Genomic DNA, 24,989 nt, shown 5'->3' on the forward strand with positions numbered 1-24,989 from the left:
TTGTCCTTACTTGGTGTCGGCTACGGGAGCGTCGGCTGCAACCTCTTCGGTTGCGGCTTCGGCCGCTGCGGGCTCTGCTGCTTCGGTCTCGGCGACGGGTGCCTCTTCTGCAACCTGCTCGGTGGCGACGGTTTCGTCGGCGACCTTCTCGGTGTCAGCGGAGGACTGCTCCGGGGTGGTCTCGGCCGGAGCTGCGAGCAACTCGGCTTCCCACGCGGCGAGGGGCTCAACTTCGGCGCCCTCTTCCGGCTTCTGGTGACGCTGGATGAGGCCCTCGGCTGCGGCGTCCGCGATGATGCGGGTGAGCAGGCCAACGGAGCGGATGGCGTCGTCGTTACCCGGGATCGGGTACTGAACGTCGTCAGGGTCGCAGTTGGTGTCGAGGATCGCGATGACGGGGATGCCGAGCTTGCGCGCCTCGTCGATGGCGAGGTGCTCCTTGTTGGTGTCGACAACCCAGAGCGCGGACGGCGTCTTGGTCAGGTTGCGGATTCCGCCGAGGCTCTTGTGCAGCTTGACGAGCTCGCGCTTCTTGATGAGCATTTCCTTCTTCGTGAAACCGCTCTTGGCGGTGTCTTCGAAGTCGAGCTCTTCGAGCTCTTTCATGCGGGCCAGACGCTTGGAGACGGTCTGGAAGTTGGTGAGGAGGCCACCGAGCCAGCGCTGGTTGACGTAGGGCTGGCCGACACGCGTCGCCTGCTCCGAAATCGATTCCTGCGCCTGCTTCTTGGTGCCGACGAAGAGGATGGTGCCGCCGTGGGCGACGGTCTCCTTGACGAAGTCATAGGCCTTGTCAACGAACCCGAGCGACTGCTGCAGGTCGATGATGTAGATGCCGGAACGCTCCGTGAAGATGAATCGCTTCATCTTCGGGTTCCAACGGCGGGTCTGGTGCCCGAAGTGCACGCCGCTGTCGAGCAGCTGGCGAATGGTTACGACGGCCATGAGCCGTCCTCCTTATCCGACGTTTCTGCACAGCAGAAAACGCCCATCGGTTTGTGTCGTGATCGGATGATCACTACTCCTGGTGCCCGGCGCACAACCGCCCGACTTCGTGAGAAGCGGGACCGAATGGATGTGTTGGCCGAATGGGCACGCGTAGTCAGCGCGCAAAGCGCTGCTCAGAGAACTCTAGCACCCGGCCGACCTCAGCCGCTGACCACCCCGCTCCCCGCAGCCGCTCCTCCACAGCCGGTCTTCCCGCACGTTGGGCACAGCCGCGCCCGCGGCGCGTCCACCGGCGGCCAGTCGTTCCATGGTGGGGCCATGACAGCCACAGGACGCCCCGACAGACACCGTGCCGCCACAGGCTGGTCCCTCCGCCGGTTCCGCTTCGCGGCACTGCCGGCGTGTGCCGTCTTGGCTGTAATGCTCACCGACGCCACGAGCGCCTCCGGCTCGCCGGCTCCGGCACCTGTCCCCGCGCTGCCGGCCGCTGCGGCGGTTCCGGGTGCGGCGGTCCCCGTTGCGACGGTGCACGCCGGATGGGCCTGGCCTGTCGGACCAGCGCGCGAGATGGTGCGTCCCTTCGAGGCGCCGGCCAGCCGGTATGCGGCCGGACACCGCGGCATCGACCTCCTAGCGGGCGAGGGCCACCCCGTGCGCTCCCCCGCTGACGGCGTGGTCACGTTCGTGGGCCGGGTCGTGGACCGGCCCGTTCTCTCCATCCAACACGGCGAAGACCTGGTGTCCAGCTTCGAGCCGGTCACCGCCACCGTGAGCGAGGGCGACCGGGTGCTGGCCGGCCAGATCGTGGGCGTCGTGGCGACAGGTTCGCACTGCACGGCGCGGTGTGTGCACTTCGGGGTGCGCCGCCACGGCCAGTACATCTCGCCGATGCTCTTTCTCGGCGGACTGGCTCGCGCCGTGTTGCTCCCGCTCCCGCCCACCGGTCCGATGCCGTACCCGGCCCGCTGACGCAGCGCGGCCGCGAGGCGAGCAGCGAGGCAATGCAGCGTGGCAATGGGAACCTGTCCGGTGCAGGCCGCGCAGCTTCGGTCGCCCGGGCCACGGTGAGTGGATGCGCCACCTTCGCGAGCTGTGACTTAAGCCCCGAAAGTCATAGGTTTTAGGTGCTTAACTCACAGTTCGCGAACGTGTCGGCCGGGAGGCATCCGCGGGGCGCGAGGTACACGACCCGCGCGCTTGCGACCCCGACTCGCTGAGTCATTCGCTCGCTTTGGTCGCGCGGGCCACGGCGAGTGGATGCGCCACTTTCGCGAGCTGTGACTTAAGCCCCGAGAATCATGGGTTTTAGGTGCTTATCTCACCGTTCGCGGAGGTGTTGGCCGGGGGACATCCGTGAGCCCGTCAGGCGCGGGGGTGCGCGAGCCGGTAGCTCTGTTGCAGCCGTTCCGCCGAGACGTGGGTGTAGATCTGGGTCGTGCCGAGGCTGGCGTGGCCGAGGATCTCCTGCACGGCACGCAGATCGGCGCCGCCGTCGAGCAGGTGCGTGGCCGCGGTGTGGCGCAGGGCGTGCGGACCGGCGGGACCCGTTCCGGGCATCGACTCCAGTAGTGCCGCCACCAGGCGGTACACGGCACGCACCCCGAGGCGCTGACGGTGGCTGCCGAGGAACAGGGCGCGAGGGTCGGACTGAGCCGATACGGACACCACGGGGGCGACGGCCAGCGCCGGGCGCGCCGCCTGCAGGTACCGCACGATGGCGGCCTGCGCCGGCACGCCGAACGGTACGACGCGTTCCTTATCGCCCTTGCCGGTGACGCGCACGGTCAGGCGGGACAGGTCGACGTCTCCGACATCGAGTCCGACGAGTTCGGAGACCCGCAGAGCCGATGCGTAGAGCAGTTCGATGATGGCCAGGTCACGCACAGCGCCGGGATCATCGGTGCCCGCTGCGGCCTCGAGCCGGTCCAACAGTTCCTCCATCTGGGTGTGGTTGATCACCCGCGGCAGGGTGCGGCCGGGTTTCGGCGACCGCAGCCGTACGGCGGGGTCACTGGGCAGCACGCCGTCGCGGGTGAGCCAGGCGGTGAACCCGCGCGCTGATGCGGAGCGCCTGGCGATGGTGGCTCGCGCCAGTCCCGCCTGCGTTCCGTTCCACAGCCAGTCGCGCAGGAGCTCCAGGGTCAGGCCGTCGACGGTGTCCACCGCCTGGTCCTCGGCGAACGTGGCCAGCCCGGACAGGTCGGCGCAGTACGCGCGCACCGTGTTCGCGGAGAACCCGCGTTCGGTGCCGAGATAGCGGGCGAAGCCGTCGATCGCCGGGTCGAGATGCATGTCTCCAGCATCCCCTGCGACGGGAGAGATTCCGGCAGCGACGCGGGAAAGGGCGTCATCCGCCGGCTCTGCCACGCTATTCACGCTCGTGCTCATGCTCCCCCGATCTCGGCTACCCCGCTGGTTGTGCCGCGTGCCGGGAGAACGCCTCCAGCCGGTCCTGTGGGCTGAGCCCCTCCATCCGGTCGAGGTAGGCCGGATCGAAGCGGGTGACCACGTCGAAGGCGCCCAGGGGAACGTTTGAGTGCACCACCTGATCGGCGTAGACGTGCACAAGATTGATCGACTGGCCGCCGCCGACACCCGTGAGCTGGCGTGGCGGGGCTGCCGCGTCGATCGTGTAGCAGGTGGCCGCGGCGACGGACACCGGGATCCCGGCGAACAGTCCCGTCGTGGCGTAGTGCAGGTGACCGCCGAGGATCGCGCGCACGTCGCTGCCCACGAGCACCTCGGCGAGCGCCGTCTGGTCGCGCAGTTCCAGAATGGTCATCAGCGGCAGGGCCGTGGGCACCGGCGGGTGGTGCAGTGCCAGCAGGGAACCGTGCTCGGTGGGTTCGCTCAGCACGTCGCGCAGCCAGGCGAGTTGGTCGGTCGTGACCTCTCCGTGGTGGTACCCGGGCACGCTGGTGTCGAGCGAGACCACCCGCAGTCCGTTGACGTCCACGACCCTGTCGACGGGCGCGTCGTGGGCCTCAAGACGCAGCAGTTCGGTTCTGAACGCCGCACGTTCATCGTGGTTGCCCATCACCCAGACCAGTGTTGCGCCCATCCGATCGGCGGAGGCCTCAACGATGTCGCGCACTCGGCGGTACGCATCCGGCTCGCCACGGTCGGCGATGTCGCCGGTGAAGACGAGGGCGTCGATGTCCAGACCGGAGGCTTCCAGTTGCGCCATCGCGCGATGCACGGTGCTGTCGGTGTCGACAGCGTCATACAGCAACCGCCCGGAGCCGTCCGCGCCCGTGCCGAGGAAGTGCGTGTCGCTGAGGTGCGCGATGAGGTGGGAGGCCCGCGGGTACTGGCCCATCTGCGCTGGACGACCCGGCAGGGCCGCGTTCGGGCCGCCGGTCGGTGCTGTTCCCGTCATGGCTGACCCCTCGCATTCGCGGATGACTCCGTATGCGGCGCGTCGTGTGCAGCGCCGTCACGAATCACCCTAAGCGCAACCACCGACCGTCTCCGGCATGAACGGGCGCAACTGTTACCGCTGCGTGCGCCGGTGTGCCGGGAACAGTTGTCCGGAGCGGCAACAGGTGAGATGACCGACGGCGTCGGCGCGTCACTCAGGCAACCCGCACCCAGCCGGTCGCGCGTTCCCGCACCGAGCCCTCGAAGTCGAGGGTGCCGAGCGCCCCGAGCACCGCAGCGGTCGACAGCCCGGAGCGCCGGGCGATGTCGGCAGGAACGCGAGGCGCCCGCACGCTGAGCGCGTCGAACACCCGCACCTGATCGCTCGTGCGTTCCCGGCTTCTTCCATCAGCAGCCCGGCCGTCCGCGCCGGCCAGGTCCAACTCCAGATCCACGCCCACTCCAATGAGCTCGGCCATCTCGGCCGCCGTCGTGACGCAGATGGCGTCGTAGTCCCTCAGCAGCCGGTGGCAGCCGGCCGAAGCGGGCGACGTCACCGGGCCGGGCACTGCGCCCAGCGGGCGCCCCAGGGCCGCCGCGTGCCCGGCCGTGTTGAGCGATCCGGAGCGCCAGCCCGCTTCGAGCACCACCGTGGCAGCACTCGAGGCGGCTATCAGCCGGTTGCGCTGCAGGAATCGCCACTTGGTGGGCGGCGCCCCACAGGGCAGCTCTGACAGCACGGCCCCCGCCTCGACGATGCGGGTGAGCAAGGCGTCGTGTCCGCTGGGATAGAAGCGGTCCACTCCCCCGGCCAGGAAAGCGACAGTCGTTCCGTGGCTGGCCAGCGCCGACCGATGCGCCATCCCGTCGATCCCGTACGCCGCCCCAGACACGATAGCGAGTCCCCGGTCGACCAGGCCCGCCGCCGCCTCCATCGCCACGTGTTCGCCGTACCCGGTCGCGGCGCGAGCACCGACCAGAGCGATCGAGTGGCGGAGCGCCCTCAAGGCATCCGGTCGGCCCCGCCACCACAGGGCCAGGGGGGCATGTCGGCCCAGGTCGTCGACCCCAGCGGGCCAGAGCGGGTCGCTGGGAAGGAGCAGGGCCGTCCCCGTGCGACGGGCCTGCTCGAGCGACCGGATCACCTCCGTCGACGACAGCCGCGGCCGCCACCGGGCGAGGGCCTGCTCCAGCTCGGGGCGCAGCCCGGCAGGGTCCCCCGCCTCGTTCTCGTCGACCATGGCCGTGAGCGTGCCGGCCAGCCGGTCCTGCGGCCACGACTCGACCACGGATCGCAGCGCCGTGGCCGCGCCGAGCAGGCCCACCACGGCGCCGGCCACCCCGTCGCCGGGTTCGGCGATGGTGGTCCAGGCCGCCCGGGCGAACACCTCGCTGGGGTCGGAGAGCAGCGCATCCGTGAGATGCGCATCCGAGTGCTGCCCATCCGAGTGCTGCGCATCCGCTAACCGCGCATCAGCTGATGCGGCCGTGCCTGCCGGGCGAACGCCCGCGGTGAGCGAGGCCACCACCGACTCGTCGAGACCGAACAGTGTCATGACGCCATCCCCTTTCGCAGGTACAGTGCCTGCCCCACTTCGTCTGGCCCGGGCCTGGCTACTCCGGTCAGGTCCGCGACGGACCACGCCACCCGCAGGATCCGGTCATAACCGCGCATGGTGATCCCACCCCGCTCCAGGGCCCGGTCGAGCATCGCCGTCACCGGGGCGCCCAGGCGCCTTTTGGAGCTGCGCAGCCACGGCCCGGACACCTGCGAGTTCAACGTCCACGGCGTTCCGGCCAGACGCTCCGCCGCGGTTTCCCGTGCGGCCAGAACCCGGTGCCTGGCCGCGGCGCTGGACAACCGTCCGCCGTCGGCCGACAGGCGCAGCTGCGCGGCGGTCACCCGGGTCACGGTGAGCTGGATGTCGATGCGGTCCAACAGCGGGCCGGAGATACGCGCGAGATAGCGCCGGCGGGCGTTCGGCGGGCAGGTGCACTCCTGATCCCCGGTGCCGTATTGGCCGCACGGGCATGGATTCGCGGCGAGCACCAGTTGGAACCTGGCGGGGAAATGGGCGATACCGTTGGCCCGGTGGATGCTGATCCGGCCGGATTCCAGGGGCTGGCGCAGGGCGTCGAGTACCGCTCCGGCGAACTCGGGCGCCTCGTCGAGGAAGAGCACGCCGTGGGACGCCCGCGCCGCCGCACCCGGCCGAATCTGCCCGCTGCCGCCGCCGACCATCGCGGCCGCCGTGATGGTGTGGTGCGGGGCCTCCAGCGGGGGCCGAGTGATCAACGAACGCCCCACCGGGCGACCGCTCAGCGACCGCAACGAGCTCACCTCCAGCGACGCGGCGGGGCCCAGGTCGGGCAGCAGCCCCGGCAGTCGGGCCGCGAGCATGGTCTTACCCGCCCCGGGCGGCCCGAGCATGAAGAGGTGGTGGCCTCCGGCCGCGGCTACCTGCAGGGCAAGGATGGCCTCGTCGTTGCCGACCACGTCGAGCAGGTCGATGCTCTCGTCGGCAGGGTCGTCCTCGACCGGTGCACACAGCACCTCCACGTCCTGGGGCTCCAACCTGGCGCCGTGCCAGATCAGCGCGTCACGAAGCGACGCGACCCCCACTACCCGGATCCCCGGCACCAGGGCCGCCTCCTCGGCGTTGCCGGCCGGGACCATCACCGTGCGGTGCCCGAGCCGTGCCGCGGCGATCACCGCCGGCAGCATGCCGGGTGTCGGCCGCAAGCGCCCGTCCAGGGCGAGCTCACCGATGTGCACGACGGCGCCCACCGACGCGGCGGAAACGACCCGGTCCGCGGCCAGGCAGGCCAGGGCAATGGCGAGGTCGAAACCGGAGCCGTGCTTGCGCAGGGCGGCGGGCGAGAGGTTCACGGTGAGCCGGTGCCCGTTCAGCGCGCAGCCAGAGTTCTTGGCGGCGGCGCGCACCCGTTCGGCGGCCTCTGCCAGGGCCGCGTCCGGCAGCCCGATCAGCCGCATCCCCGGCAACTGGCTGGAGATGTCGGCCTCGACCTCGACGAGCGACCCGGCCAGGCCGATCAGCGCGACGGAGTGGGTGCGGGCCAGGCCCATCAGGACACGCCCTCGAGATGTTCGACCACCGGTGCGTGGCCAGGGCGGGCGATCACGGCGATGGCGTCGATACGGATGTGACGCGCCCGCGGCTCGAATTGTGCGCACCACGCCCCGGCCAACCGGCGCAGCCGGGCCAGCTTGGCCACCGTGATGGCCTCGAACGGATGCCCGTACCCGGTCCCGGAACGGGTCTTCACCTCTACGAACACGAGGTCGCCGTCCTTGGCGACGATCAGGTCGATCTCGCCCTGCCCGCACCGCCAGTTACGCCCCACCACCGTGTACCCCGCCCGCGCCAGGTACTCCGCCGCGCAGTCTTCACCGCGCCGGCCCAAGTCGTCTTTGCGTGCCATGAGCACCTCCGCGACCAGCATGCGAGGGCCGGTATCGAACGCGGCCAGGCACGGTCAAGCCTGTGCACAGGCACGCGGGCACGCTCCTTGTGGAGGAGCGGGCTCCCGGTGTCGGGCCAACGGGGACCAGGCGGTGTCGGAGCGCCCCTCCGCCTGTATCTCCTTGGAGGCCTGCGCAAGCTCCTTGTCGCGCTCCTTGCCGTCGACCTTGAGCTCCTTCTTGGATGTGTTTCTGAGCCACGAGGACCGCTTTGCGGATTTCCTCGTCTAGCCGGTCCTTGCCCACGACGATGAGCGCGGCCTCGCCGGAGTCGAGCATCTCGCCGAGTTCGTTGATGTAATCCCGGTCCAGGCCGCGCCAGAAGTGACCGACGACACTGCCGGCCACGCCACCGACGATGGCGCTGCCGAGGATCGCCGGTGTCAACAACAGGCCGACAACGGCGCCGGCGTGCTTGCTGGTCTTGCGGTGCACCTGCACCGATCCGTCGGCCTCCTTGATGGCTACGGCGGCGTTACAGGTTCCGATCACCTTGGTGGAGTGCAGCTCGCTGACAACTTCAGGGTCGGACTCGGCCGTTGCCGCATTGGGGTAGACAGCTCCCGCTTTTTCGCGTGGGGTCGTGGGAATGGGGCCTTGTCGCAGGGGACGGTACCCAGCACCCGTGCGGGTGCCAACCGGCGCGGCCATAGGCTGATGCCATGATCTCCGACCGCCTGACGGACCTGTCGATGCGAGCCATGAATGCCGTGCACCGGACGTTGCTGGTGCTCACCCGCGGTCGGCTTGGCTGGAGGATCGGGCCGATGCGCGTAGTGGAACTGCACACCATCGGACGTAAAACCGGCGCGCGACGCTCCACGATGCTTACCGCCCCGATCCACGAGCCCGACCGGGTGGTGCTGATTGCGTCGAAGGGAGGCGATCACCGCAACCCGTTCTGGTACCTCAACCTGGTCGCCCACCCCGACGTGGAAATCACCGAGAACGGGGTCACCCGCCCGATGCGGGCCCGCACGGCCGGCGAGGCCGAGAAGGCGGAACTCTGGCCTGCGATCGTGCGCGCCTATTCCGGCTATGCCGGATACCAGCAGAAAACCACCAGGGACATCCCGGTGGTCATCTGCGAGCCGCCCGCCGCCTGAGACGGGAACCAGACCCTGGCTCGGGCTCAGTTGGCCGGGCTCAGCTGGTCAGCCGAGAAGTCCGTTCACCACCGATGCGCCACGTCGACCACGAGCCGGCTCCCGTCACCGGGGCCGTCGAGGATGAACGACCGGAACGGCAGCCGGGCGCGAACGCCGAGTCCAAACGTGCTCTGGCCTTCGAAGCCGCCGGCGAAGGAGACCTGTCGGAAGGTCTGGTAGCCGGAGACGTTGAGCGCTTCGCTGTCATTGTCCGGGTCGTAAGTCACAACACCGTTGGCATCGTACGAGTGCGCGAGTGCGATCACCCGCAGATCGGCTGCACCGCGGAGAGGCACGGGTATGCCCGATCCATCCTGAACGACCTCCGGCACGTAGCGAACATCGAACCCCTGAATGTCGCCGTTCACGTCGATTACGAAGCGGTCGAAGCACGCGTGCTCGCCCGAGCGTGCGTTGGTGACCGTCGCGGCCGACATTGTGCTCTGACTGTCGGGGAGCGAGCCCCAGGTGATGCCGCAGTAGGGGGCGGCCGTGGCGGCAGTGGTGCCGGAGGTGAGAAATACTGCACCCATCAACGCGCTGAGGATGAGTGCTACGGAACGCTTCATTGCGATCCACTCCTTGTGTCGAATTCCTAGGATTAATGCTACGCCGGAGCTTCAGATCCTTGGAGAACCCGATAGTTACGGATTGGACGCAATTTCCTATGAGTCTCCCCGGCCGGTCAACGGGTCAGCCGGGTGAGCTCCACATCGGTCCCGGCGAAGGCGGCATCCGTCGCGCGCAGCACACGCAACACGTTGGCGCCGGCCAGGGCGGCGAGCTCTGAGGCGCTCCAGCCGCGCCGGGCCAGTTCGAGCAACAGGGCCGGGTAGCCGTCGACTCCCTCGAGCTGTTCGGGGAACGCGTCGGTGCCGTCGAAGTCGCCGCCCAGGCCGATGTGGCGGATGCCGGCGACGTCCCGCGCGTGCTCCACGTGATCGGCCACCTGCGCCAGGGTCACCCGCGGTGCGGGGTGCTCTGGTCGCCGCCGAACCAGCCGGCGTACTCCGCCGACACGAACTGCGGCACGAAGGTGACCATCAGCACGCCGTCGTTGTCGGCCAAGCGCGCGAGGACGTCGTCGGGCACGTTGCGCGGGTGGGCGGTGACGGCGGAGCAGGAGCTGTGGCTGAAGATCACCGGGGCGCTCGTGGCGTCGAGGGCCGCGTGCGCCGTCGCCGGGGAGACGTGCGAGAGGTCGACGATCATGCCCAACCGGTTGAGCTCCCGGATGTACTCGACGCCGCGCGCGCTCAGGCCGTTGTGCACCGGATCGTCGGTACCCGAGTCGGCCCACGTCGTGTTGTGCACATGCGTGAGGGTGAGGTAGCGCACGCCCAGCCTGGCCAGCATCCGCAGCACAGCGGGGGAATCGTTGAGCGAGTGGGCGCCCTCGGCGCCCAGCAGTGAGGCGATGCGGCCGCTCGCGCGGGCACCCTCCACATCGGCGGCGCTCGTGGCGATCACGAAGCTCTGCGGATACCGGGCGGCGAGCCGGTACACCCAGTCGACCTGTTCCAGGGTGCCCTGCACGGCGCTGGGTCCCGCGAGGGAGTCCTTCACGTACACCGACCAGAATTGACCGCCAACCCGGCCTGTGCGTAGCCGGTCGATGTCGGTGTCGGTGTCCAGGGCGCCGTCCAGGCCCTCGACGGAGTAGTCCCGGTTCTCGCGGCACTCCCAGGCCCAGTCGTTGTGGCCGTCGATGAGCGGGGCCAGGTCGAGGGCCGCGGCCACCGTGGCGAGGGCATGGGCGCCGGACGGGACGGCGCCCACAGGGACAGCGCCCACAGGGACAGCGCGGGAGGGGTCGGTGCGTGCGGTCATCCGCACACGCTAGCAGCCGCTCGGCGGGCCGGCCGGGCTACTCGTCGAGCGCAAGTTCCTTGGGCAGCTCGAACTCCTTCGACGCCAGCTCCTCGACGTTGACGTCCTTGAACGTCAACACTCGCACCGACTTCACGAAACGGTCGGACCTGTAGACATCCCAGACCCAGACATCCTTCATCGTCAGCTCGAAGTAGAAGTCGTGTTCGGTGTCGCGACGTACAAGTTCAACCTCGTTTGCGAGGTAGAAGCGGCGCTCGGTTTCGACGACGTACTGGAACTGCCCCACAACGTCTCGATACTCGCGGTATAGGGCCAACTCGACCTCGCGGTCGTAGTCCTCGAACTCATCTTCTTCCATGGTGAGACAATCTTACGCGCAGTTCTCAGGCGGGAATTTTGAGCCAGCTGAGCCGGTGATGTTCGCTGGCTCCCAGCGCACCGATTGCGGTCATGTGTTGGGCGCTGCCGTAGCCCTTGTTGCCCGCCCAGCCGTAGCCGGGGGTGGCGAGGTCGGCCGCGATCATCAGCCTGTCGCGGTGCACCTTCGCGATCACAGATGCGGCGGAGACCGACGCGCAGTCCTGGTCGGCCTTGATGCGGGTCACCACGGCCAGCGGGGTGGCCAGCGCCTTGTTGAGCCAGTCGTCGTTGCCGTCAAGCAGCACCACCCCGCCGACGATGTCGACGCCGTCGGCGTGCAGCTGCGCGAGCGCGCGCTTGCCGGCCAGGCCGAGCGCCGCGATGATGCCCACGATGTCCACCTCCTGCGGTGACGCCAGTCCGACCGCGCTGTGACGCACCCAGGCCGCGGCGAGCGGGGCGAGCAGCTCCCGACGCGGTTCGCTCAGGAGCTTGGAGTCGCGGAGTCCGACCGGGAACGCACCGACGTCGGCCGTCACCACCGCGAGGCCCACGGCGACGGGGCCCGCGAGGGCACCGCGGCCGACCTCGTCGCAGCCGATCACGCAGCTGGCACCGGCGGCGAGCATCGCCAGCTCCACCTCGAGGGTGGGCTCGACGACGGCCATCATCACGGGCGGGTCCTCGTCGGGTACGGGGCGTTCACTTGTCGGCTTCCTCGACCCCGCGGAACACCTCAGGGTAGTCGTCCAGCCAGCTCCAGCGATCGAGCGGCCAGCTGATCACGAGGGCGCGGCCGACGACGTTGTCCATTGGCACGAACCCCTTGCCCGGAGCGTTGGGGTGGTAGCGGGAGTCGAGGGAGTCGTAGCGATTGTCGCCCATCACCCACAGCGAATTCTTCGGAACGACGACGTCGAAGGCGTCCTTGGACACGCCGGACTGGCCGGCGGGCAGGAGCGCATACGGTTCGCTGAGCGGGATGTCGTTCACGCTCATCTGGCCCAGCGTGTTGCAGCAGACCACGTGGTCCCCGGGAAGACCGATGACCCGTTTGATCAGATGGTCGTTGCTGTCCGGCGCGGACAGGCCCACCACCGACATCGTCCAGTCGAGGGCCGCGACGATCGGGTTCTGTTCGATGGGCGGCTGCGCCGGCAGCCATCCGCCCGGATCGCGGAAGACGACGACGTCACCGCGGGAGACGGGCATCAGGCCGGGTTCAAGCTGGTTGACGATGATGCGGTCGTCGACCAGCAGGGTGTTCTCCATCGACCCCGACGGGATGTAGAAGGAACGCACGAGGAAGGTCTTGATCAGGAACGAGATGAGCAGTGCCACCACGAAAATGATGAGAAGGTCGCGAATGAATATCGCGACGCCGCGCTTCTTGCGCGGTGAATCTGATTCCAGGCGATGCGATCGCGAGGGCAGAGTGTTGTCTGTCATTTAACCGCCTGAGCTCCTCGCCCAGTTTAGCGGGGAGGAGCTCAGGGGGAAATCCAGCGGCTGCGAAAACGCTCAGGCTATTGCCCTGGTGAGTCGCGGCAGGCGCTGCTTAGTCGCGCTTTTCCTTGATCTTGGCCTTCTTGCCACGGAGACCGCGCAGGTAGTACAGCTTCGCGCGACGCACGTCACCGCGGACGACGACCTCGATGTGGTCGATCACCGGGGAGTGCACCGGGAAGGTACGCTCGACGCCGACCTGGAAGCTGACCTTACGGACGCAGAACGTCTCGCGGACGCCTTCACCGGAACGGCCGATGACGACGCCCTGGTAGACCTGGACACGCGAACGCGCGCCTTCAACGATGTTGACGTGAACCTTGACGGTGTCGCCGGCGCGGAACTCCGGGATGTCTGAACGCAGCGATGCCGCGTCCACCTGGTCGAGAATATGCATGTTTTTCGCTCTCTGTACCCGCCACAGGTCGAGGACGTTTCAGTGGCGCCCCGCCCGCTCACCGAAGGCGAGTTGGTGGCGACCAATTGAGTGTGTGCGTGCCGATATGAGTGCAGCTCCCCTGTGGCAGAGACATGCCGCGGCACAAGCGCTAATTCTGCCACTAAACCAGCCGCGCGCCAAACCCTCGGCCGACGGCACGTTTTAGAGCCCGGTCGGCTTCTCCCGGATGATGATCACCGACGGGTCGGCGGGCGTCGGATGCGCAGGGTCCTGGCGGGCCTCGTCCGGACGTATGGTGGACCGGTCGGTCATCGTCGGGAACGGGCTGGGCCCAGCGGGGACTGTGCCGAACCTGGCGGTTTCGTCGATGTAGACCATGGCCTCGCGCACCCGCGTGCGAGCGGCGTCGAAGAGTTCCCAGAGCACGAACCAGAAGGCGCCGAGTCCCACGAAGACCGCGAGCACCGACAGCCAGGGCGCGGCAACGGAGTACACGCCCATCAGCACGATCAAGACGTGCCAGAGGGACAGCGCGGCCACGTCCGCCCAGGACACCGCCTTGACCGCGCGCACGTCCTTGCGGGCCAGGATGAGCAGGCTGACCACGAGAAGGCCGAAACCGATGGCGATGGCACCGAAGGCGGCGCCGAGGACCTCCCAGGCCGAGGAGCCGAAAATGGACGCGGCGACCATCAGCCAGAGCGGAAGCGCGCCGACGGCTACGAACTGCCAGTAGTAGAAGACCCTGCGGAGAATCACAGTCCCCAGATTACCCGCGGGCCGCCCGCCGAGCCTTGGAGTTCGCTGGAGGCTGAAGGTCGGCGTCGTCCTCGGCGGGCAGGAGGTCGGGGCGCACCGCGCGGGTGCGGTCGATCTGCTGCTGCCGACGCCACGCCGCGATGGCGCCGTGGTTGCCGCTGAGCAGAACCGGCGGTACGTCCAGGCCCCGCCAGCTGGCGGGCTTGGTGTAACTGGGGTACTCCAGCAGGCCGTCCTCGTGCGATTCCTCGACGAGGCTCTCGGGGTTGCCCACCACGCCGGGGATGAGCCGGCCAATGGCCTCGATCATGGCCATCACGGCCACCTCTCCCCCGTTGAGCACGTAGTCGCCCAGGCTGACCAGGCGCACCCGGCCTCGGCCGGCGAAGTGGTCGACCACGCGCTGGTCGATGCCCTCGTAGCGCCCGCAGCCGAACACCAGGTGCGGCTCGCGGGCGAGTTCGCGGGCCATGGCCTGGGTGAACTGCTCCCCGGCGGGCGACGGGAAGATCAGCACAGGGCCGGTGGCGCGCTCCGGCGTGCCAGCATCCGTCTCATCGGTCGCCGGCAGGATGCTGTCCAGCGCTTCGCCCCAGGGTTCGGGCTTCATCACCATGCCGGCACCGCCGCCGTAGGGGGTGTCGTCGACGGTGTTGTGCCTGTCGTGGGTGAAATCGCGCAGGTTGTGCACGGCGAGGTCGATCAGGCCGGCCTGCCGGGCGCGGCCGAGAAGGGAGATGTCCAGCACACCGAAGAACTCCGGAAAAATACTGATGATGTCGATGCGCATAGGGGCAAGTCTACGAGTGGGCGGCGGCGCGCTCCGGCGCGTTCTCGGCGTCGTCCGACACGGCCGCCGCGCGGTTGACCTTGGTGCGGTGCGAGTAGTACAGAGGCAGGGCCGTGAAGAGCACGGCTCCCAGGAAGTTGCCGATCAGGACCGGGCCGGTGTTCCAGCCCCACCAGTCGCCGAAACTGATGTCCGCGCCGAGCAGCATGCCGGCCGGGATGACGAACATGTTCACCACGGCGTGCTCGAGGCCGAGGCCGAAGAAGGTGAGCACGGGCAGCCACATGCCCAGGATCTTGCCCGATGCCGAGGTGGACGTGTAGAACATGATGGTGCCCAGCGCCACCATCCAGTTGCAGAGCATGGCCTTGATGACGACCACCAGGATGCCGCCGGCACCGATCGCCTCATAGGGCAGCACCTTGTGCTCGGCCATGCGGATGATCGCCTGGATCATCGGATCCGTCGTGTCGGTGCCGAGGTAGGTGATGACACCCACGTACAGGACGGCGTACAGGCCGGCGCCGAAGATGTGCGCCGGGATGACGACGGCGAAGTTCTTCAGCCCCTTGGCAATGGTGGTGCGGCCCTCGAGGATGGCCAGCGGGATGAGTGCGAAGCTGCCGGTGACCAGTTCGAGGCCGAGCATCAGGATCACGCAGAAACCGACGGGAAACACGAGGGCACCGACAATCGGCAGCCCGGTCTGGGTAGCCGCGGTCAGTGCCAGCGTGGTGGCCGCACCGAGGATCGCTCCGGAGAGCGTGCCGCGCACGAACATCTGACGTGCGGTGAGGTTGGTTTTGACGACTCCGGAATGAACGAGCTGATCGATCAGGCGATCCGGTTTCACGTAGGACATGCGACGGTACTCCACTTCAACAGCCGCGATATCAACGAACGTGAAGTAGGTGTGGCGCGGCGCGCCTCTCCCCGTGAACTGGGTCAGGTCGCGTCTATGCGCCCTGACCGTCGGGAGTCGGCGTCGCTGCCGGTTCGTCGGAGTCTGGTTCCGCATCCGGTTCCGATGCCGCGTCCTCGGGAGTCGAGTCCTCGGCGTCGTCGGTGTCGGGTTCCTCCGGAAGCTCTTCGAGCAGGCCGGGGGGCGGGGTGATGGTGATGATGCCGGCCTTGACATCGACGGAGGGCACGATCGCCTTGACGAAGGGGATCATCACCTCGCCGGCGGCGGTCTTCACGATCAGAAGGTCTTGGGCCGGCAGGTGCTCGAGGCGCGTCAGCGTGCCGATCTGCACCCCGTCGCGCACCACGGCGAGTCCCACCAGCTGGTGGTCGTACCAGGCGTCTTCTTCGTCGGTCTGCTCGGCCGAGTCCTGGTCGATCCAGAGGATCGCCTTGGCCAGGGTCTCGGCGGCCTCGCGGTCGGGGACACCCTTGAAAAACCCGACGGCGTGCTGGTTGTACCAGCGCAGCTCGACGAGTTCGATGGTCCTGCCGTGCCAGGGTGAGCTGGTCGGCACCTGGAGGGTGAACACGGCGCCCGGGACGAAACGTCGTCCCGGGTCGTCCGTGAACAGCTCCAGCTTGATGGCGCCCTTGAGGCCATGGGCCTTGGTGAGGCGCCCCACCCGCAGTTGGGTGGCCGGGGTCGTGCTGTCGTCACTCATGAGGGGGCTGGTCACTGCCCGCTCAATTGTCGGTGTCGACAACGTCGACCCGCACGCGCTTGCCATCGGCCAGAGCGGCCACGAGAGTGCGCAGCGCCTTGGCGGTGCGACCGGCGCGGCCGATCACCCGGCCGAGGTCCTCGGGGTTCACACGAACCTCGAGCACCTCGCCACGGGGTGAGTTCTGGGCTACAACGTGCACGTCGTCCGGGTGATCAACGATTCCCTTGACGAGGTGCTCAAGCGCGGGAGCGAGCAAAATTACGCCTTGTCCTCTTCAGTTGCCGGTGCGGCAACTTCTTCGGTCTCAACCTTGGCCGCGGGCTTGTCGGCCTTGGGCTTCAGAACCGGCTTCTTCTTCTCGTCGGCGATGAAGGGAGCCTTGGGCTCCTTGATCTTGACGGTGGAGACGGCGTTCTTGTCACCCTTGAAGATGCCCCAGTCGCCGGTCAGCTTGAGGAGTGCCGCAACCTGCTCGGTCGGCTGCGCGCCGACGGAGAGCCAGTACTGGGCACGCTCGGACTTGACCTCGATGACCGAAGGCTCCTGCGTGGGGTGGTAGATGCCGATCTCTTCGATGACGCGACCATCGCGCTTGGTGCGCGAGTCGGCGACAACGATGCGGTAGTACGGCGCACGAATCTTGCCCATGCGCTTCAGACGGATTTTGACAGCCACAATTCTCCTGTGATTTAGATGTTTGGCGAACTGACAGCCGTGAGCGTGGGGGCACACTCGGCACAAGCTCAATAAGGTTCGTGTTACGCCGGATTAGAGGGTCGGGCGCAACGGAACTCGACTAATCATTGTGTCAGACATCGAGCACTTTGTGATAATCGAAGCCCCGAGTTGGCTGGAAAATGCGCAGCGCTACGTCACCTCGTGGAGCGCGGCGGACCGCGGCCACCCCGTTTAGCTGTCAGGATTGTGCCAGGTAGCCCCGAATCGGGGCATCGAAGCACGAAGGGCACCACTGTGGCAATCGAAAGCGTGGGCATCGAATTCGCTCGTTCTGAGCGGTCGACGGTCGGGATCGAGTGGGAGCTCGCCCTGGTCGACCGTGCGACCGGCGACCTCGTGTCGATCGCGGACGAGGTCCTCGCCGCCCTGCGGGGGCCGGACGGTTCCCCACACCCGCGCATCACCGGGGAGCTCCTCCTGAACACCGTTGAGCTCGTCTCCGGGGTGCACCGCACCGTGGCCGGTGCTGTCGCCGACGTCGCCGGGCAGGTCGCCGAGGTGCGTGCCATCACCTACCCGCTCGGAGTTGACCCGATCTGTTCCGGCTCGCATCCGTTCGGGCAGTGGTTCGACCAGGAGGTCACCGACAAGAAGCGGTACCACAAGCTCATCGACCGCACCCAGTGGTGGGGTCGCAACATGATGATCTGGGGCATCCACGTGCACGTCGGCATCGAGGACCGCGACAAGGTCATCCCGATCCTCAACGGCTTGCTCAGCTTCGTGCCGCACCTGCAGGCGCTGAGCGCGTCCAGCCCGTTCTGGGCCGGCGTCAACACGGGCTACGCCTCCAACCGTGCCCAGATGTTCCAGCAGCTTCCGACGGCCGGCCTGCCCTGGCGCCTCGACGACTGGGCCGGGTGGGAAGAGTACGTCAACGACCTCACGGTGACCGGAATCATCGAAGACGCCACCGAGGTGCGCTGGGACATCCGGCCTTCTCCGCGCTGGGGAACCATCGAGGTCCGGGCCTGCGACGGGGTGTCCACCGTCGAGGAACTCGGCGCGATCGCCGCGCTCATCCAGTGTCTCGTCGAGTGGATGTCGACGGAAATCGACGAGGGACGCCCGGTGCCCACCATGCAGCCGTGGTTCGTGCGCGAGAACAAGTGGCGGGCGGCCCGTTACGGACTGGCGGCCGAGATCATCGTGAACTCCACGGGCACCGAGCGGATGGTGACCGACGAGGTGCGCCGTCTCGTCGAGGTGCTCTCCCCCACGGCCGAACGCCTGGGCTGCCTGACGGAGTTGTTGCAGCTGAACCTTATCCTCGACCACGGTGCCAGCTACCAGCGCCAGCTGGCCGTGGCGGCCACGCACAACGGCAACCTCCCCGCCGTTGTCGCCGCCCTCAGCCGCGAGCTCCGCGAGGGCCTGGCCCGCGAGTCTCGCGAACCGTGAGCTTTGCCCCAGAAACTCGCGTTTCCTGGGGCTTTCCTCACGGCTCGCGGGTGGGGGCTAGGCGTTTTTCGCGTCTCGCCAGGCCAGCCAGTCGGTGACGGGCGCCAGGTCGTAATTGGGGCCGGAGATGCCCAGGGTGAACAGGGTGGTGCCGAGCTCGTAGAGCTCGTCGGCCTCTTCGGTGGTCTTTCCGCGCAGCTCCGTCGAGATCTCGATCTCGGCGATGTCGCGGCCCACGGTGTCACACCAGGTGCCCAGCACCCCGAGCTTGTGGGTGAGGACGTCGGGCGTGGAGAACGAGTGCCAGATGTCGGCGTGCTGCGCCACGATGCGCAGCGTCTTCTTCTCCCCACCGCCGCCGATGAGCACGGGGATGTCGCGCACGGGCGCGGGGTTCAGCTTGCCCCAGCGCGCCTCGATACGGGGCAGGTCGGCGGCGAGGGCATCAAGCCGGCTGCCGGCGGTCCCGAAGTCGTAGCCGTACTCGTCATAGTCCCGCTCGAACCAACCGGAGCCCGTACCGAAGATGAACCGCCCGCCGCTGATGTGGTCGATGGTGCGGGCCATGTCGGCCTGCAGATCGGCGTTCCGATAGCTGTTGCAGTTCACCAGCGCGCCCATGTCGATCAGGCTGGTCTGCTCTGCCCATGCCGCGAGAAGGGTCCAGGATTCGAAGTGCAGGCCCTCGCGGTCGCCGGAAAGCGGGAAGAAGTGGTCCCAATTGAAGACGATGTCCACGCCGAGGGCTTCGACGGCCGAGACGGCGTTCCGGATCGAGGTGTATTCGGCGTGCTGAGGGGCAATCTGAACGCCGAGGCGCACCGGGCGGGGCTGGGGAGAGGTCATTGGAAAATGATATTCCCCGGCCGCGCCCGGTCTGTGACGCCTGTGCCTGGCTAGCGGCCGAGCATCTTCTGCAGTGCCGCCAACTCCTCTGCCGACGGTCCGTCGGCTCCCGCCTTGGCGCCACCGCCCAGACCGAAGCCGGAGCCGCCGCCCGCTGGCGCGCCGCCGAGCTTTTCACCGGAGGCGATGGCCGCGTTCTCCGCGGCGCGCTTGGCCGGGTTGCCCGACTTCGAGCCCTTCTTTTTCTGCTGCACCTGGGGGCGTTTGCCGCCCATGCCGCCGGGGATCGGACCCATGCCTGGAATATTCGGCATACCGCCCTTGGCCACGGTCTTCATCATCTTCGCGGCCTGCTCGAACCTCTGCACGAGCTGGTTCACCTCGGTCACGCTTGACCCCGAGCCCCGGGCGATGCGCAGGCGACGGGACCCGTTGAGCAGCTTGGGGGTGACCCGCTCGGCCTTGGTCATCGACTGGATGATGGCCTCGGTGCGCACGATCTCGCGCTCGTCGAAGTTGTCCAATTGCTGCTTCATGGCGCCGGCGCCGGGCAGCATGCCCATCATCTTCTTGATGGAGCCCATGTTGCGCAGCTGCTGCATCTGGCCGAGGAAGTCGTCCAGTGTGAACGAATCGGTGGAGAACTTCTCTGCGATCTTGCGGGCTTCGTCCTCGTCGAAGGCACCCTGCGCCTGCTCGATCAGGGTGAGGATGTCACCGAGGTCGAGGATGCGACTGGCCATCCGGTCGGGGTGGAACGGTTCGAAGTCGTCGAGGTTCTCACCCGTGGACGCGAACATGATCGGGCGGCCGGTGATCGACGCCACCGACAGAGCGGCGCCACCGCGCGCGTCACCGTCGAGCTTGGAGAGCACGACACCGGTGAAGTCGACGCCGTCTTGGAAGGCGCGGGCCGTCGCCACAGCATCCTGGCCGATCATGGCGTCGATGACGAAGAGCACCTCGTCGGGGTCGATGGCCTTGCGGATGTCCGCGGCCTGCTTCATCATCTCGGCGTCGACGCCGAGACGTCCGGCGGTGTCGACGATGACCACGTCGTGCAGCTTCTGTTGGGCGTACTTGACGCCGTCGCGGGCGACCTTGACCGGGTTGCCGACACCGTTGCCGGGCTCCGGAGCGTACACGGGAACGCCGGCCTGGGCGCCGACGACCTCGAGCTGGGTGACGGCGTTGGGCCGCTGCAGGTCGGCGGCGACCAGGATCGGCGTGTGGCCGTCCTTGGCGAGCCACTTGGCGAGCTTGCCGGCCAGGGTGGTCTTACCGGCGCCCTGGAGGCCGGCGAGCATGATGATGGTCGGCGGCTTCTTCGCGAACTCGAGGCGGCGCTGCTGGCCGCCGAGGATCTGGATGAGCTCCTCGTTGACGATCTGCACGACCTGCTGAGCCGGGTTGAGCGCCTTGCTGACCTCATCGCCGAGGGCGCGTTCGCGCACCTTTCCGGTGAAGTCCTTGACCACCTCGAGCGCCACGTCGGCGTCGAGGAGGGCGCGACGGATCTCGCGGACGGTGCCGTCGACATCCGCTGCGCTGAGCTTGCCCTTGGTGCGGAGATTTTTAAACGTCTCGGCGAGGCGATCTGAGAGGTTTCCGAAAGTAGCCATTGTGGTCCTAGTTTAACCGGCTCCGGGGGACGCCGCTGCTCATGCGGTGGATTCGTGCGCCACCGGCGTACGGTGGAGGCTCCGCCTCTCACAAGGAGAACCCATGTCAGTAGTCGTCGTCGCCGTCATCACGCCTCTCGAAGGCCATCTCCAGAGGGTAGTTGATGCCTTTGCCGTCGTGGCCCCTCGAGTGCACGCCGAACAGGGCTGTGAGCTCTACGCCCTGCACCACGACGCTGACAACGTCATCATGATTGAGCGGTGGAGCAGCCCGGCCGACCTCGCCGCCCATGCGGCGGGAGCGCCGATCGGCGAGCTCAATGCCCTGCTCGCCGACCACGTGGAGGGCCCCACGGACGTGAGCGTGCTGGAGAGTGTGCCGCTCGGCGAGAGCGCGAAGGGCACCATCCAGTAGCGGCTCCAGCTAGGGCGCCGGGGCGATCAGGCGCTCGACGGCACGCACCACGCTGGCCCGCCTGGCGATGATCGCCTCTTCGTCCGGCTCCCGGTCGGCGGCCAGAGCCGACGCTGGCTCGTGGATCCAGCAGGAGACGATCCCGAAGACCAGGGCATTGAGATGGTCGGGGTCCCAGGAGGGGTCGACGCTGCCGGCCCTCTGCAGTGCGATGACTCCGCGGACCCGTTCGGCGTGGAAATCGTTGATGAGCGTCAACGGAGGGTTGATCGCCTCCTGGCCCTCCAGGTTGGCCCAGTCGATCATCCGGAGGTATTCCGGATGGGTCACCGCGTGGTCGTACAGGGCGCCCGCGAATTCGGGCAGGGTCTCCCCCGCGTTCTGTATTACAGAGTTCGCGAACTCGATCAGGTTAAGCTCCAGAACCGCGCTGAAGAGCTCCGCCTTGTGCCGGTAGTAGGCATACAGCCGTTCCTTGCTGGCCGAGGCGTTGCGGGCGATCCGGTCGATCCGGGCACCGGCGAGCCCGTGGGCGGCGAATTCCACCCTGGCGGCCTCGAGGATGCGCTGGCGGGTGGGTTCCGGCTCCTTCGGCGGCAGACCGGACCGAAATTCGTCGGTGTTCATGCCCCAAGTGTAGCAAAACGAACTAGTTCGTTCGGTATAGTTCTCGGCATGTCACAATCGAGCGCGACCGGCGTTTCCCCGGTTTCCACCCCTTCATCGCCCGACTCCTCCTCTCTCGAAGCCCCGGCCCACCACCCCCGGCGGTGGTGGCTGCTGGCCATCGTCGCTCTGGCCCAACTCACCGTGGTGCTGGACGGCACCATCGTCAACATCGCCCTTCCCCACGCGCAGGGCGACCTCGGCATGAGCGACGGCGACCGTACCTGGGTCGTCACCCTCTACGCGCTGGTCTTCGGCGCTCTGCTCCTCCTCGGCGGCCGGATCGCCGATTACTGGGGCCGCAAGCGTTCCTTCATCGTCGGCATGGCCGGCTTCGCCGTCGCCTCCACGCTCGGCGGCATGGCCCAGAGCACCTGGGAACTCCTCGCCGCCCGCGGATTGCAGGGGCTGTTCGCGGCGCTGCTCGCCCCGGCCTCTCTGGCGCTGCTCACCGTGAACTTCCCCGGCGGCAAGGATCGCATCAAGGCCTTCTCGGTCTACGGTGCGATCGCCGGCGGTGGCGCCGCGGTGGGCCTGGTGCTCGGTGGCGTGCTCACCGAATACGCCAGCTGGCGCTGGTGCCTACTGGTGAACGTGCCGATCGCGATCGTTGCCATCGCCGCCGCCATCCCGATCATCAAGGAGAGCAAGGCGCACGGAAACACCCGTTACGACGTGCCCGGCGCGATCCTCGTGGCCCTGGGCCTCGGTTCGCTGGTCTTCGGTTTCGCCCAGGCAGAGAACGGCTGGTCCGCCTGGCAGGTGCTGGTCTTCATCCCGCTGGGCGTTGTGTTGCTCGCGCTCTTCGTGCTGGTGGAGAGCCGGTCCAACCACCCGCTGCTGCCGCTGCGGATCCTGGCCGACACGGTGCGCGGCGGTGCGTTCATCACCGGCCTGCTCACCGGTGCAGCCCTTCTGGGCGGACTGCTCTTCCTCACCTTCCACCTGCAGATCGTGCTCGGCTTCTCCCCGCTGGAATCCGGACTGGCGTCTCTGCCGATGACCGCGACAATCATGGTCGGCGCCACCGTGCTGTCCAAGTTCCTGCCCCGCACCGGCGTTCGCCTGCCGATGACGGTGGGACCTCTCGTCGTGGCCGCCGGATTGTTCTACCTCTCCCGCATCACCGTGGGAGGCAGCTACGTCGTCGAGGTGCTGCCCGGCCTCATTCTGATGGGTGCCGGCCTGGCGCTGATCTTCGTGCCGCTGCAGAACGTGGCACTGTCCGGCATCGACGCCCACGACGCCGGCGCGGCCAGTGCCGCCGTCACCGCCGTGCAGCAGATCGGTGGTTCCATCGGCTCCGCGGTGTTCACCGTGCTCTACACCTCGGCCGTCGCGGCCTCCCTGGCCGGTGGCAACGGCACCCCGGTCGCCCAGCTGCAGGCCTTCGTCGACGGCTACCAGGCGGCGTTCTTCTGGGCTGGGGTCGGCGTGTTCCTCGCCGCACCGGTGTCGTTCTTCATGGTGCGCCCGAAGGCGTCGGACCTGCTCGGCTCCGCGCCTGCCATGCACCTGGGCTGATTCCCGCACCGCAGAACTGACGAAGGCCCCCGGATCACTCCGGGGGCCTTCGTCGTGCAGGTGTGCCGTGGCGGCGCTCAGCTGTCGGTGGCGATCACAATGGTGTCGCCGTGCACATCCAGCGTGACGACGAGCAGGGCGTCTGTCTCGTGCGGGCTGATCGAGTAGTCCAGCACGGCAAAGTGCTGATCGTTGCCGATGTGGTGTGGGTGGAATCCGATGCGCTGCAGCTGGATGGAGCGGAGGTAGTCGATCTGCTTGTCCCCGGAATCCCAGATCAAGGCGTCCTCGAGCACCTCGGCGTCGAGCTCTTCGAACTGCGCGACGATGAACTGGCTGGTCACCGAGACCTCGGCGCTCAGATCGGCGACGAGCGATTCCCTGGCCTGCGAGTCGAGGTCTTCCAGGGCGTTGATCATCGCGGCGACGATGTCGAGGGCCTCGGATGACACCGACTCCTCGTCGGGAGAGCTCACGTCGATCTCGACGTTCTGGTCGCCGAGCTCTGCCGTGTCGGACCAGTAGACCTCGCCGCTGTCGTCGTCGCTGCCAAGAATTCCGAAGAAATCGTGTTCGATGGTCATGGGACGTCCTATCCGACGAGTTTTTGCGCGAAAACGTGCGGGGTGAAACCGGTGAGGTCGTTGATCCCCTCACCCTGCCCGACGAGCTTGATGGGGATTCCGGTCTTCTCCTGGACCGCCAGGACGAAACCGCCCCTGGCCGACCCGTCGAGCTTGGTGAGCACCAGACCGGTCACCCCGGCATGCTCAATGAAGGCTTCGGCCTGGGCGAGGCCGTTCTGGCCCGTCGTGGCGTCCAGCACGAGGAGCACCTCGGAGATCGGGGTCTGCTTCTCGATGACCCGGCGAATCTTGGTGAGCTCATCCATCAGCCCGCCCTTGGTCTGCAGCCGGCCGGCGGTGTCGATGATCACGATCTCGGTACCCGTGGTGACGGCGCGTTCGACGGTCTGGAAGGCGACGGATGCCGGGTCCTGGCCCTGGGCCTGCGGTTTCACGATGTCCGCGCCGGCACGTTCCGCCCAGGTCGCGAGCTGCTCCACCGCGGCCGCACGAAAGGTGTCGGCGGCGCCGATCAGGACGCTGCGGTCGTGGACGCGCAGGAACTTGGCAAACTTGCCGATGGTGGTGGTCTTACCCACTCCGTTGACGCCGACCACGAGCACCACGGCCGGCCGGGCGCTGAGGTTCAACGTGGGGTCGAGCTTGGCCAGGCGCTCCTCGATGCCCTCGCGGAGCATCCGGTGCAGGTCCTTGGGGTCCGTGGTGTTGTACCTGGACACCTTGGCGCGGAGCTCGCCGACGATGGCATCGGTGATGTCCGGGCCAAAATCGGCCTGGATCAACGAGTCCTCGAGGTCGTCCCAGGTATCGGCGTCGATGGTTTTCTTCGCGAACACTCCGCGCAATGCGCCGGAGAGGGACCACGGGGTGCGTTCTGCCATGCCCCTAGCCTATGGCTCGGCTGCAAGCCGCGCTGTCGACCGGCAGAGCGGTGCCCACCGCGACACCATATTCGCTCCGGCCGCCGTCCG

General features: G+C 67.8%; 30 protein-coding genes. 5 read left to right on the forward strand and 25 right to left on the reverse strand.

Annotation, left to right across the window (positions count from 1 at the left end; genetic code table 11):
- Window positions 1-6: 6 nt before the first annotated feature.
- Window positions 7-945 (reverse strand): 30S ribosomal protein S2, encoded by a 939-nt coding sequence (gene rpsB / locus E3O42_RS17305; protein ID WP_066596114.1) that lies wholly within the window; start codon window positions 943-945, stop codon window positions 7-9.
- A gap of 321 nt (window positions 946-1,266) precedes the next feature.
- Here rpsB and E3O42_RS17310 point away from each other — a divergent pair, with 321 nt between their 5' ends.
- Window positions 1,267-1,917 carry a M23 family metallopeptidase gene (locus E3O42_RS17310; protein WP_241984902.1) on the forward strand — a complete coding sequence of 217 codons (651 nt, stop codon included), beginning with the start codon at window positions 1,267-1,269 and terminating at the stop codon, window positions 1,915-1,917.
- 393 nt (window positions 1,918-2,310) lie between these two features.
- Here E3O42_RS17310 and E3O42_RS17315 read toward each other — a convergent pair whose 3' ends face one another.
- The 6 genes from E3O42_RS17315 to E3O42_RS19010 form a co-directional block, all read right to left on the reverse strand.
- A complete protein-coding gene (locus E3O42_RS17315; protein WP_134455345.1) occupies window positions 2,311-3,240 on the reverse strand; it encodes a tyrosine recombinase XerC in 930 nt (309 codons plus the stop codon).
- A 112-nt stretch (window positions 3,241-3,352) separates the two neighbouring features.
- Window positions 3,353-4,327 carry a phosphodiesterase gene (locus E3O42_RS17320; RefSeq protein ID WP_134455347.1) on the reverse strand — a complete coding sequence of 325 codons (975 nt, stop codon included), beginning with the start codon at window positions 4,325-4,327 and terminating at the stop codon, window positions 3,353-3,355.
- A gap of 196 nt (window positions 4,328-4,523) precedes the next feature.
- Entirely contained in the window at window positions 4,524-5,864 is a 1,341-nt protein-coding gene (dprA, locus tag E3O42_RS17325; protein WP_134455349.1) for a DNA-processing protein DprA, read from the reverse strand.
- Window positions 5,861-7,396, reverse strand: coding sequence for a YifB family Mg chelatase-like AAA ATPase (locus E3O42_RS17330; protein ID WP_134455351.1), 1,536 nt, complete (start codon window positions 7,394-7,396; stop codon window positions 5,861-5,863). Before E3O42_RS17330 ends, dprA begins: the two co-directional genes overlap by 4 nt.
- Window positions 7,396-7,752 carry a YraN family protein gene (locus tag E3O42_RS17335; RefSeq protein ID WP_134455353.1) on the reverse strand — a complete coding sequence of 119 codons (357 nt, stop codon included), beginning with the start codon at window positions 7,750-7,752 and terminating at the stop codon, window positions 7,396-7,398. Before E3O42_RS17335 ends, E3O42_RS17330 begins: the two co-directional genes overlap by 1 nt.
- Window positions 7,718-8,443, reverse strand: a complete 726-nt coding sequence (locus tag E3O42_RS19010; RefSeq protein WP_134455355.1) for a DUF1269 domain-containing protein — start codon at window positions 8,441-8,443, stop codon at window positions 7,718-7,720. The genes E3O42_RS17335 and E3O42_RS19010 overlap by 35 nt, the downstream gene beginning before the upstream one ends.
- Window positions 8,444-8,454: 11 nt before the next feature.
- On the opposite strand from E3O42_RS19010, the gene E3O42_RS17345 reads away from it, so the two are divergent.
- Complete coding sequence (locus E3O42_RS17345) at window positions 8,455-8,898, forward strand: nitroreductase/quinone reductase family protein (RefSeq protein WP_134455357.1); 444 nt, start codon at window positions 8,455-8,457, stop codon at window positions 8,896-8,898.
- Between the two features lie 65 nt (window positions 8,899-8,963).
- Here the strand turns inward: E3O42_RS17345 and E3O42_RS17350 are convergent, their stop codons facing one another.
- The 13 genes from E3O42_RS17350 to rpsP all read right to left on the reverse strand — a co-directional run bounded on the left by E3O42_RS17350 (window position 8,964) and on the right by rpsP (window position 16,894).
- Window positions 8,964-9,509, reverse strand: a complete 546-nt coding sequence (locus E3O42_RS17350) for an AMIN-like domain-containing (lipo)protein (protein WP_134455359.1) — start codon at window positions 9,507-9,509, stop codon at window positions 8,964-8,966.
- Between the two features lie 116 nt (window positions 9,510-9,625).
- Window positions 9,626-9,904, reverse strand: coding sequence for a membrane dipeptidase (locus E3O42_RS18670; RefSeq protein WP_420897897.1), 279 nt, complete (start codon window positions 9,902-9,904; stop codon window positions 9,626-9,628).
- Window positions 9,901-10,770 carry a dipeptidase gene (locus E3O42_RS17355; RefSeq protein ID WP_241984903.1) on the reverse strand — a complete coding sequence of 290 codons (870 nt, stop codon included), beginning with the start codon at window positions 10,768-10,770 and terminating at the stop codon, window positions 9,901-9,903. Before E3O42_RS17355 ends, E3O42_RS18670 begins: the two co-directional genes overlap by 4 nt.
- 37 nt (window positions 10,771-10,807) lie before the next feature.
- The gene (locus E3O42_RS17360) at window positions 10,808-11,131 is read right to left on the reverse strand and encodes a DUF2469 family protein (RefSeq protein WP_066596196.1); all 324 of its coding nucleotides are present in this window, start codon (window positions 11,129-11,131) and stop codon (window positions 10,808-10,810) included.
- A gap of 25 nt (window positions 11,132-11,156) precedes the next feature.
- Complete coding sequence (locus tag E3O42_RS17365) at window positions 11,157-11,801, reverse strand: ribonuclease HII (RefSeq protein WP_134455454.1); 645 nt, start codon at window positions 11,799-11,801, stop codon at window positions 11,157-11,159.
- Between the two features lie 34 nt (window positions 11,802-11,835).
- On the reverse strand, window positions 11,836-12,582 hold the full coding sequence (lepB, locus tag E3O42_RS17370; protein WP_134455361.1) for a signal peptidase I: 747 nt from the start codon (window positions 12,580-12,582) through the stop codon (window positions 11,836-11,838).
- A gap of 109 nt (window positions 12,583-12,691) precedes the next feature.
- On the reverse strand, window positions 12,692-13,036 hold the full coding sequence (gene rplS, locus E3O42_RS17375) for a 50S ribosomal protein L19 (RefSeq protein ID WP_088456470.1): 345 nt from the start codon (window positions 13,034-13,036) through the stop codon (window positions 12,692-12,694).
- Between the two features lie 204 nt (window positions 13,037-13,240).
- Window positions 13,241-13,798: an MFS transporter gene (locus tag E3O42_RS17380; protein ID WP_134455363.1), complete on the reverse strand. Its 558-nt coding sequence runs from the start codon at window positions 13,796-13,798 to the stop codon at window positions 13,241-13,243.
- A 10-nt stretch (window positions 13,799-13,808) separates the two neighbouring features.
- Complete coding sequence (trmD, locus tag E3O42_RS17385) at window positions 13,809-14,588, reverse strand: tRNA (guanosine(37)-N1)-methyltransferase TrmD (protein ID WP_134455365.1); 780 nt, start codon at window positions 14,586-14,588, stop codon at window positions 13,809-13,811.
- Between the two features lie 10 nt (window positions 14,589-14,598).
- Window positions 14,599-15,450 (reverse strand): formate/nitrite transporter family protein, encoded by an 852-nt coding sequence (locus tag E3O42_RS17390; protein ID WP_134455367.1) that lies wholly within the window; start codon window positions 15,448-15,450, stop codon window positions 14,599-14,601.
- A 94-nt stretch (window positions 15,451-15,544) separates the two neighbouring features.
- Complete coding sequence (rimM, locus tag E3O42_RS17395) at window positions 15,545-16,216, reverse strand: ribosome maturation factor RimM (RefSeq protein ID WP_241984910.1); 672 nt, start codon at window positions 16,214-16,216, stop codon at window positions 15,545-15,547.
- Between the two features lie 22 nt (window positions 16,217-16,238).
- Complete coding sequence (locus tag E3O42_RS17400; RefSeq protein WP_088456475.1) at window positions 16,239-16,475, reverse strand: RNA-binding protein; 237 nt, start codon at window positions 16,473-16,475, stop codon at window positions 16,239-16,241.
- A 2-nt stretch (window positions 16,476-16,477) separates the two neighbouring features.
- Window positions 16,478-16,894 carry a 30S ribosomal protein S16 gene (gene rpsP / locus E3O42_RS17405; RefSeq protein ID WP_134455371.1) on the reverse strand — a complete coding sequence of 139 codons (417 nt, stop codon included), beginning with the start codon at window positions 16,892-16,894 and terminating at the stop codon, window positions 16,478-16,480.
- A 312-nt stretch (window positions 16,895-17,206) separates the two neighbouring features.
- Here rpsP and E3O42_RS17410 point away from each other — a divergent pair, with 312 nt between their 5' ends.
- Complete coding sequence (locus tag E3O42_RS17410; protein ID WP_134455456.1) at window positions 17,207-18,358, forward strand: glutamate--cysteine ligase; 1,152 nt, start codon at window positions 17,207-17,209, stop codon at window positions 18,356-18,358.
- Between the two features lie 57 nt (window positions 18,359-18,415).
- Here the strand turns inward: E3O42_RS17410 and E3O42_RS17415 are convergent, their stop codons facing one another.
- Entirely contained in the window at window positions 18,416-19,204 is a 789-nt protein-coding gene (locus E3O42_RS17415) for an LLM class F420-dependent oxidoreductase (RefSeq protein WP_134455373.1), read from the reverse strand.
- A gap of 50 nt (window positions 19,205-19,254) precedes the next feature.
- Window positions 19,255-20,826 (reverse strand): signal recognition particle protein, encoded by a 1,572-nt coding sequence (ffh, locus tag E3O42_RS17420; RefSeq protein WP_134455375.1) that lies wholly within the window; start codon window positions 20,824-20,826, stop codon window positions 19,255-19,257.
- A gap of 103 nt (window positions 20,827-20,929) precedes the next feature.
- Here ffh and E3O42_RS17425 point away from each other — a divergent pair, with 103 nt between their 5' ends.
- Window positions 20,930-21,241, forward strand: a complete 312-nt coding sequence (locus E3O42_RS17425; protein ID WP_134455377.1) for a putative quinol monooxygenase — start codon at window positions 20,930-20,932, stop codon at window positions 21,239-21,241.
- 9 nt (window positions 21,242-21,250) lie between these two features.
- Here E3O42_RS17425 and E3O42_RS17430 read toward each other — a convergent pair whose 3' ends face one another.
- Window positions 21,251-21,868, reverse strand: coding sequence for a TetR family transcriptional regulator (locus E3O42_RS17430; protein ID WP_134455379.1), 618 nt, complete (start codon window positions 21,866-21,868; stop codon window positions 21,251-21,253).
- Between the two features lie 48 nt (window positions 21,869-21,916).
- Between E3O42_RS17430 and E3O42_RS17435 the strand changes: the two genes are divergently transcribed.
- Window positions 21,917-23,431, forward strand: coding sequence for an MFS transporter (locus E3O42_RS17435; protein WP_134455381.1), 1,515 nt, complete (start codon window positions 21,917-21,919; stop codon window positions 23,429-23,431).
- 77 nt (window positions 23,432-23,508) lie between these two features.
- Here the strand turns inward: E3O42_RS17435 and E3O42_RS17440 are convergent, their stop codons facing one another.
- Both E3O42_RS17440 and ftsY read right to left on the reverse strand, forming a co-directional pair.
- A complete protein-coding gene (locus E3O42_RS17440; RefSeq protein ID WP_134455383.1) occupies window positions 23,509-24,015 on the reverse strand; it encodes a DUF2004 domain-containing protein in 507 nt (168 codons plus the stop codon).
- A gap of 8 nt (window positions 24,016-24,023) precedes the next feature.
- Window positions 24,024-24,899 (reverse strand): signal recognition particle-docking protein FtsY, encoded by an 876-nt coding sequence (gene ftsY, locus E3O42_RS17445; RefSeq protein ID WP_134455385.1) that lies wholly within the window; start codon window positions 24,897-24,899, stop codon window positions 24,024-24,026.
- Window positions 24,900-24,989: the final 90 nt, after the last annotated feature.

The organism is Cryobacterium adonitolivorans (assembly GCF_004402695.1).
Classification (GTDB): domain Bacteria; phylum Actinomycetota; class Actinomycetes; order Actinomycetales; family Microbacteriaceae; genus Cryobacterium; species Cryobacterium adonitolivorans.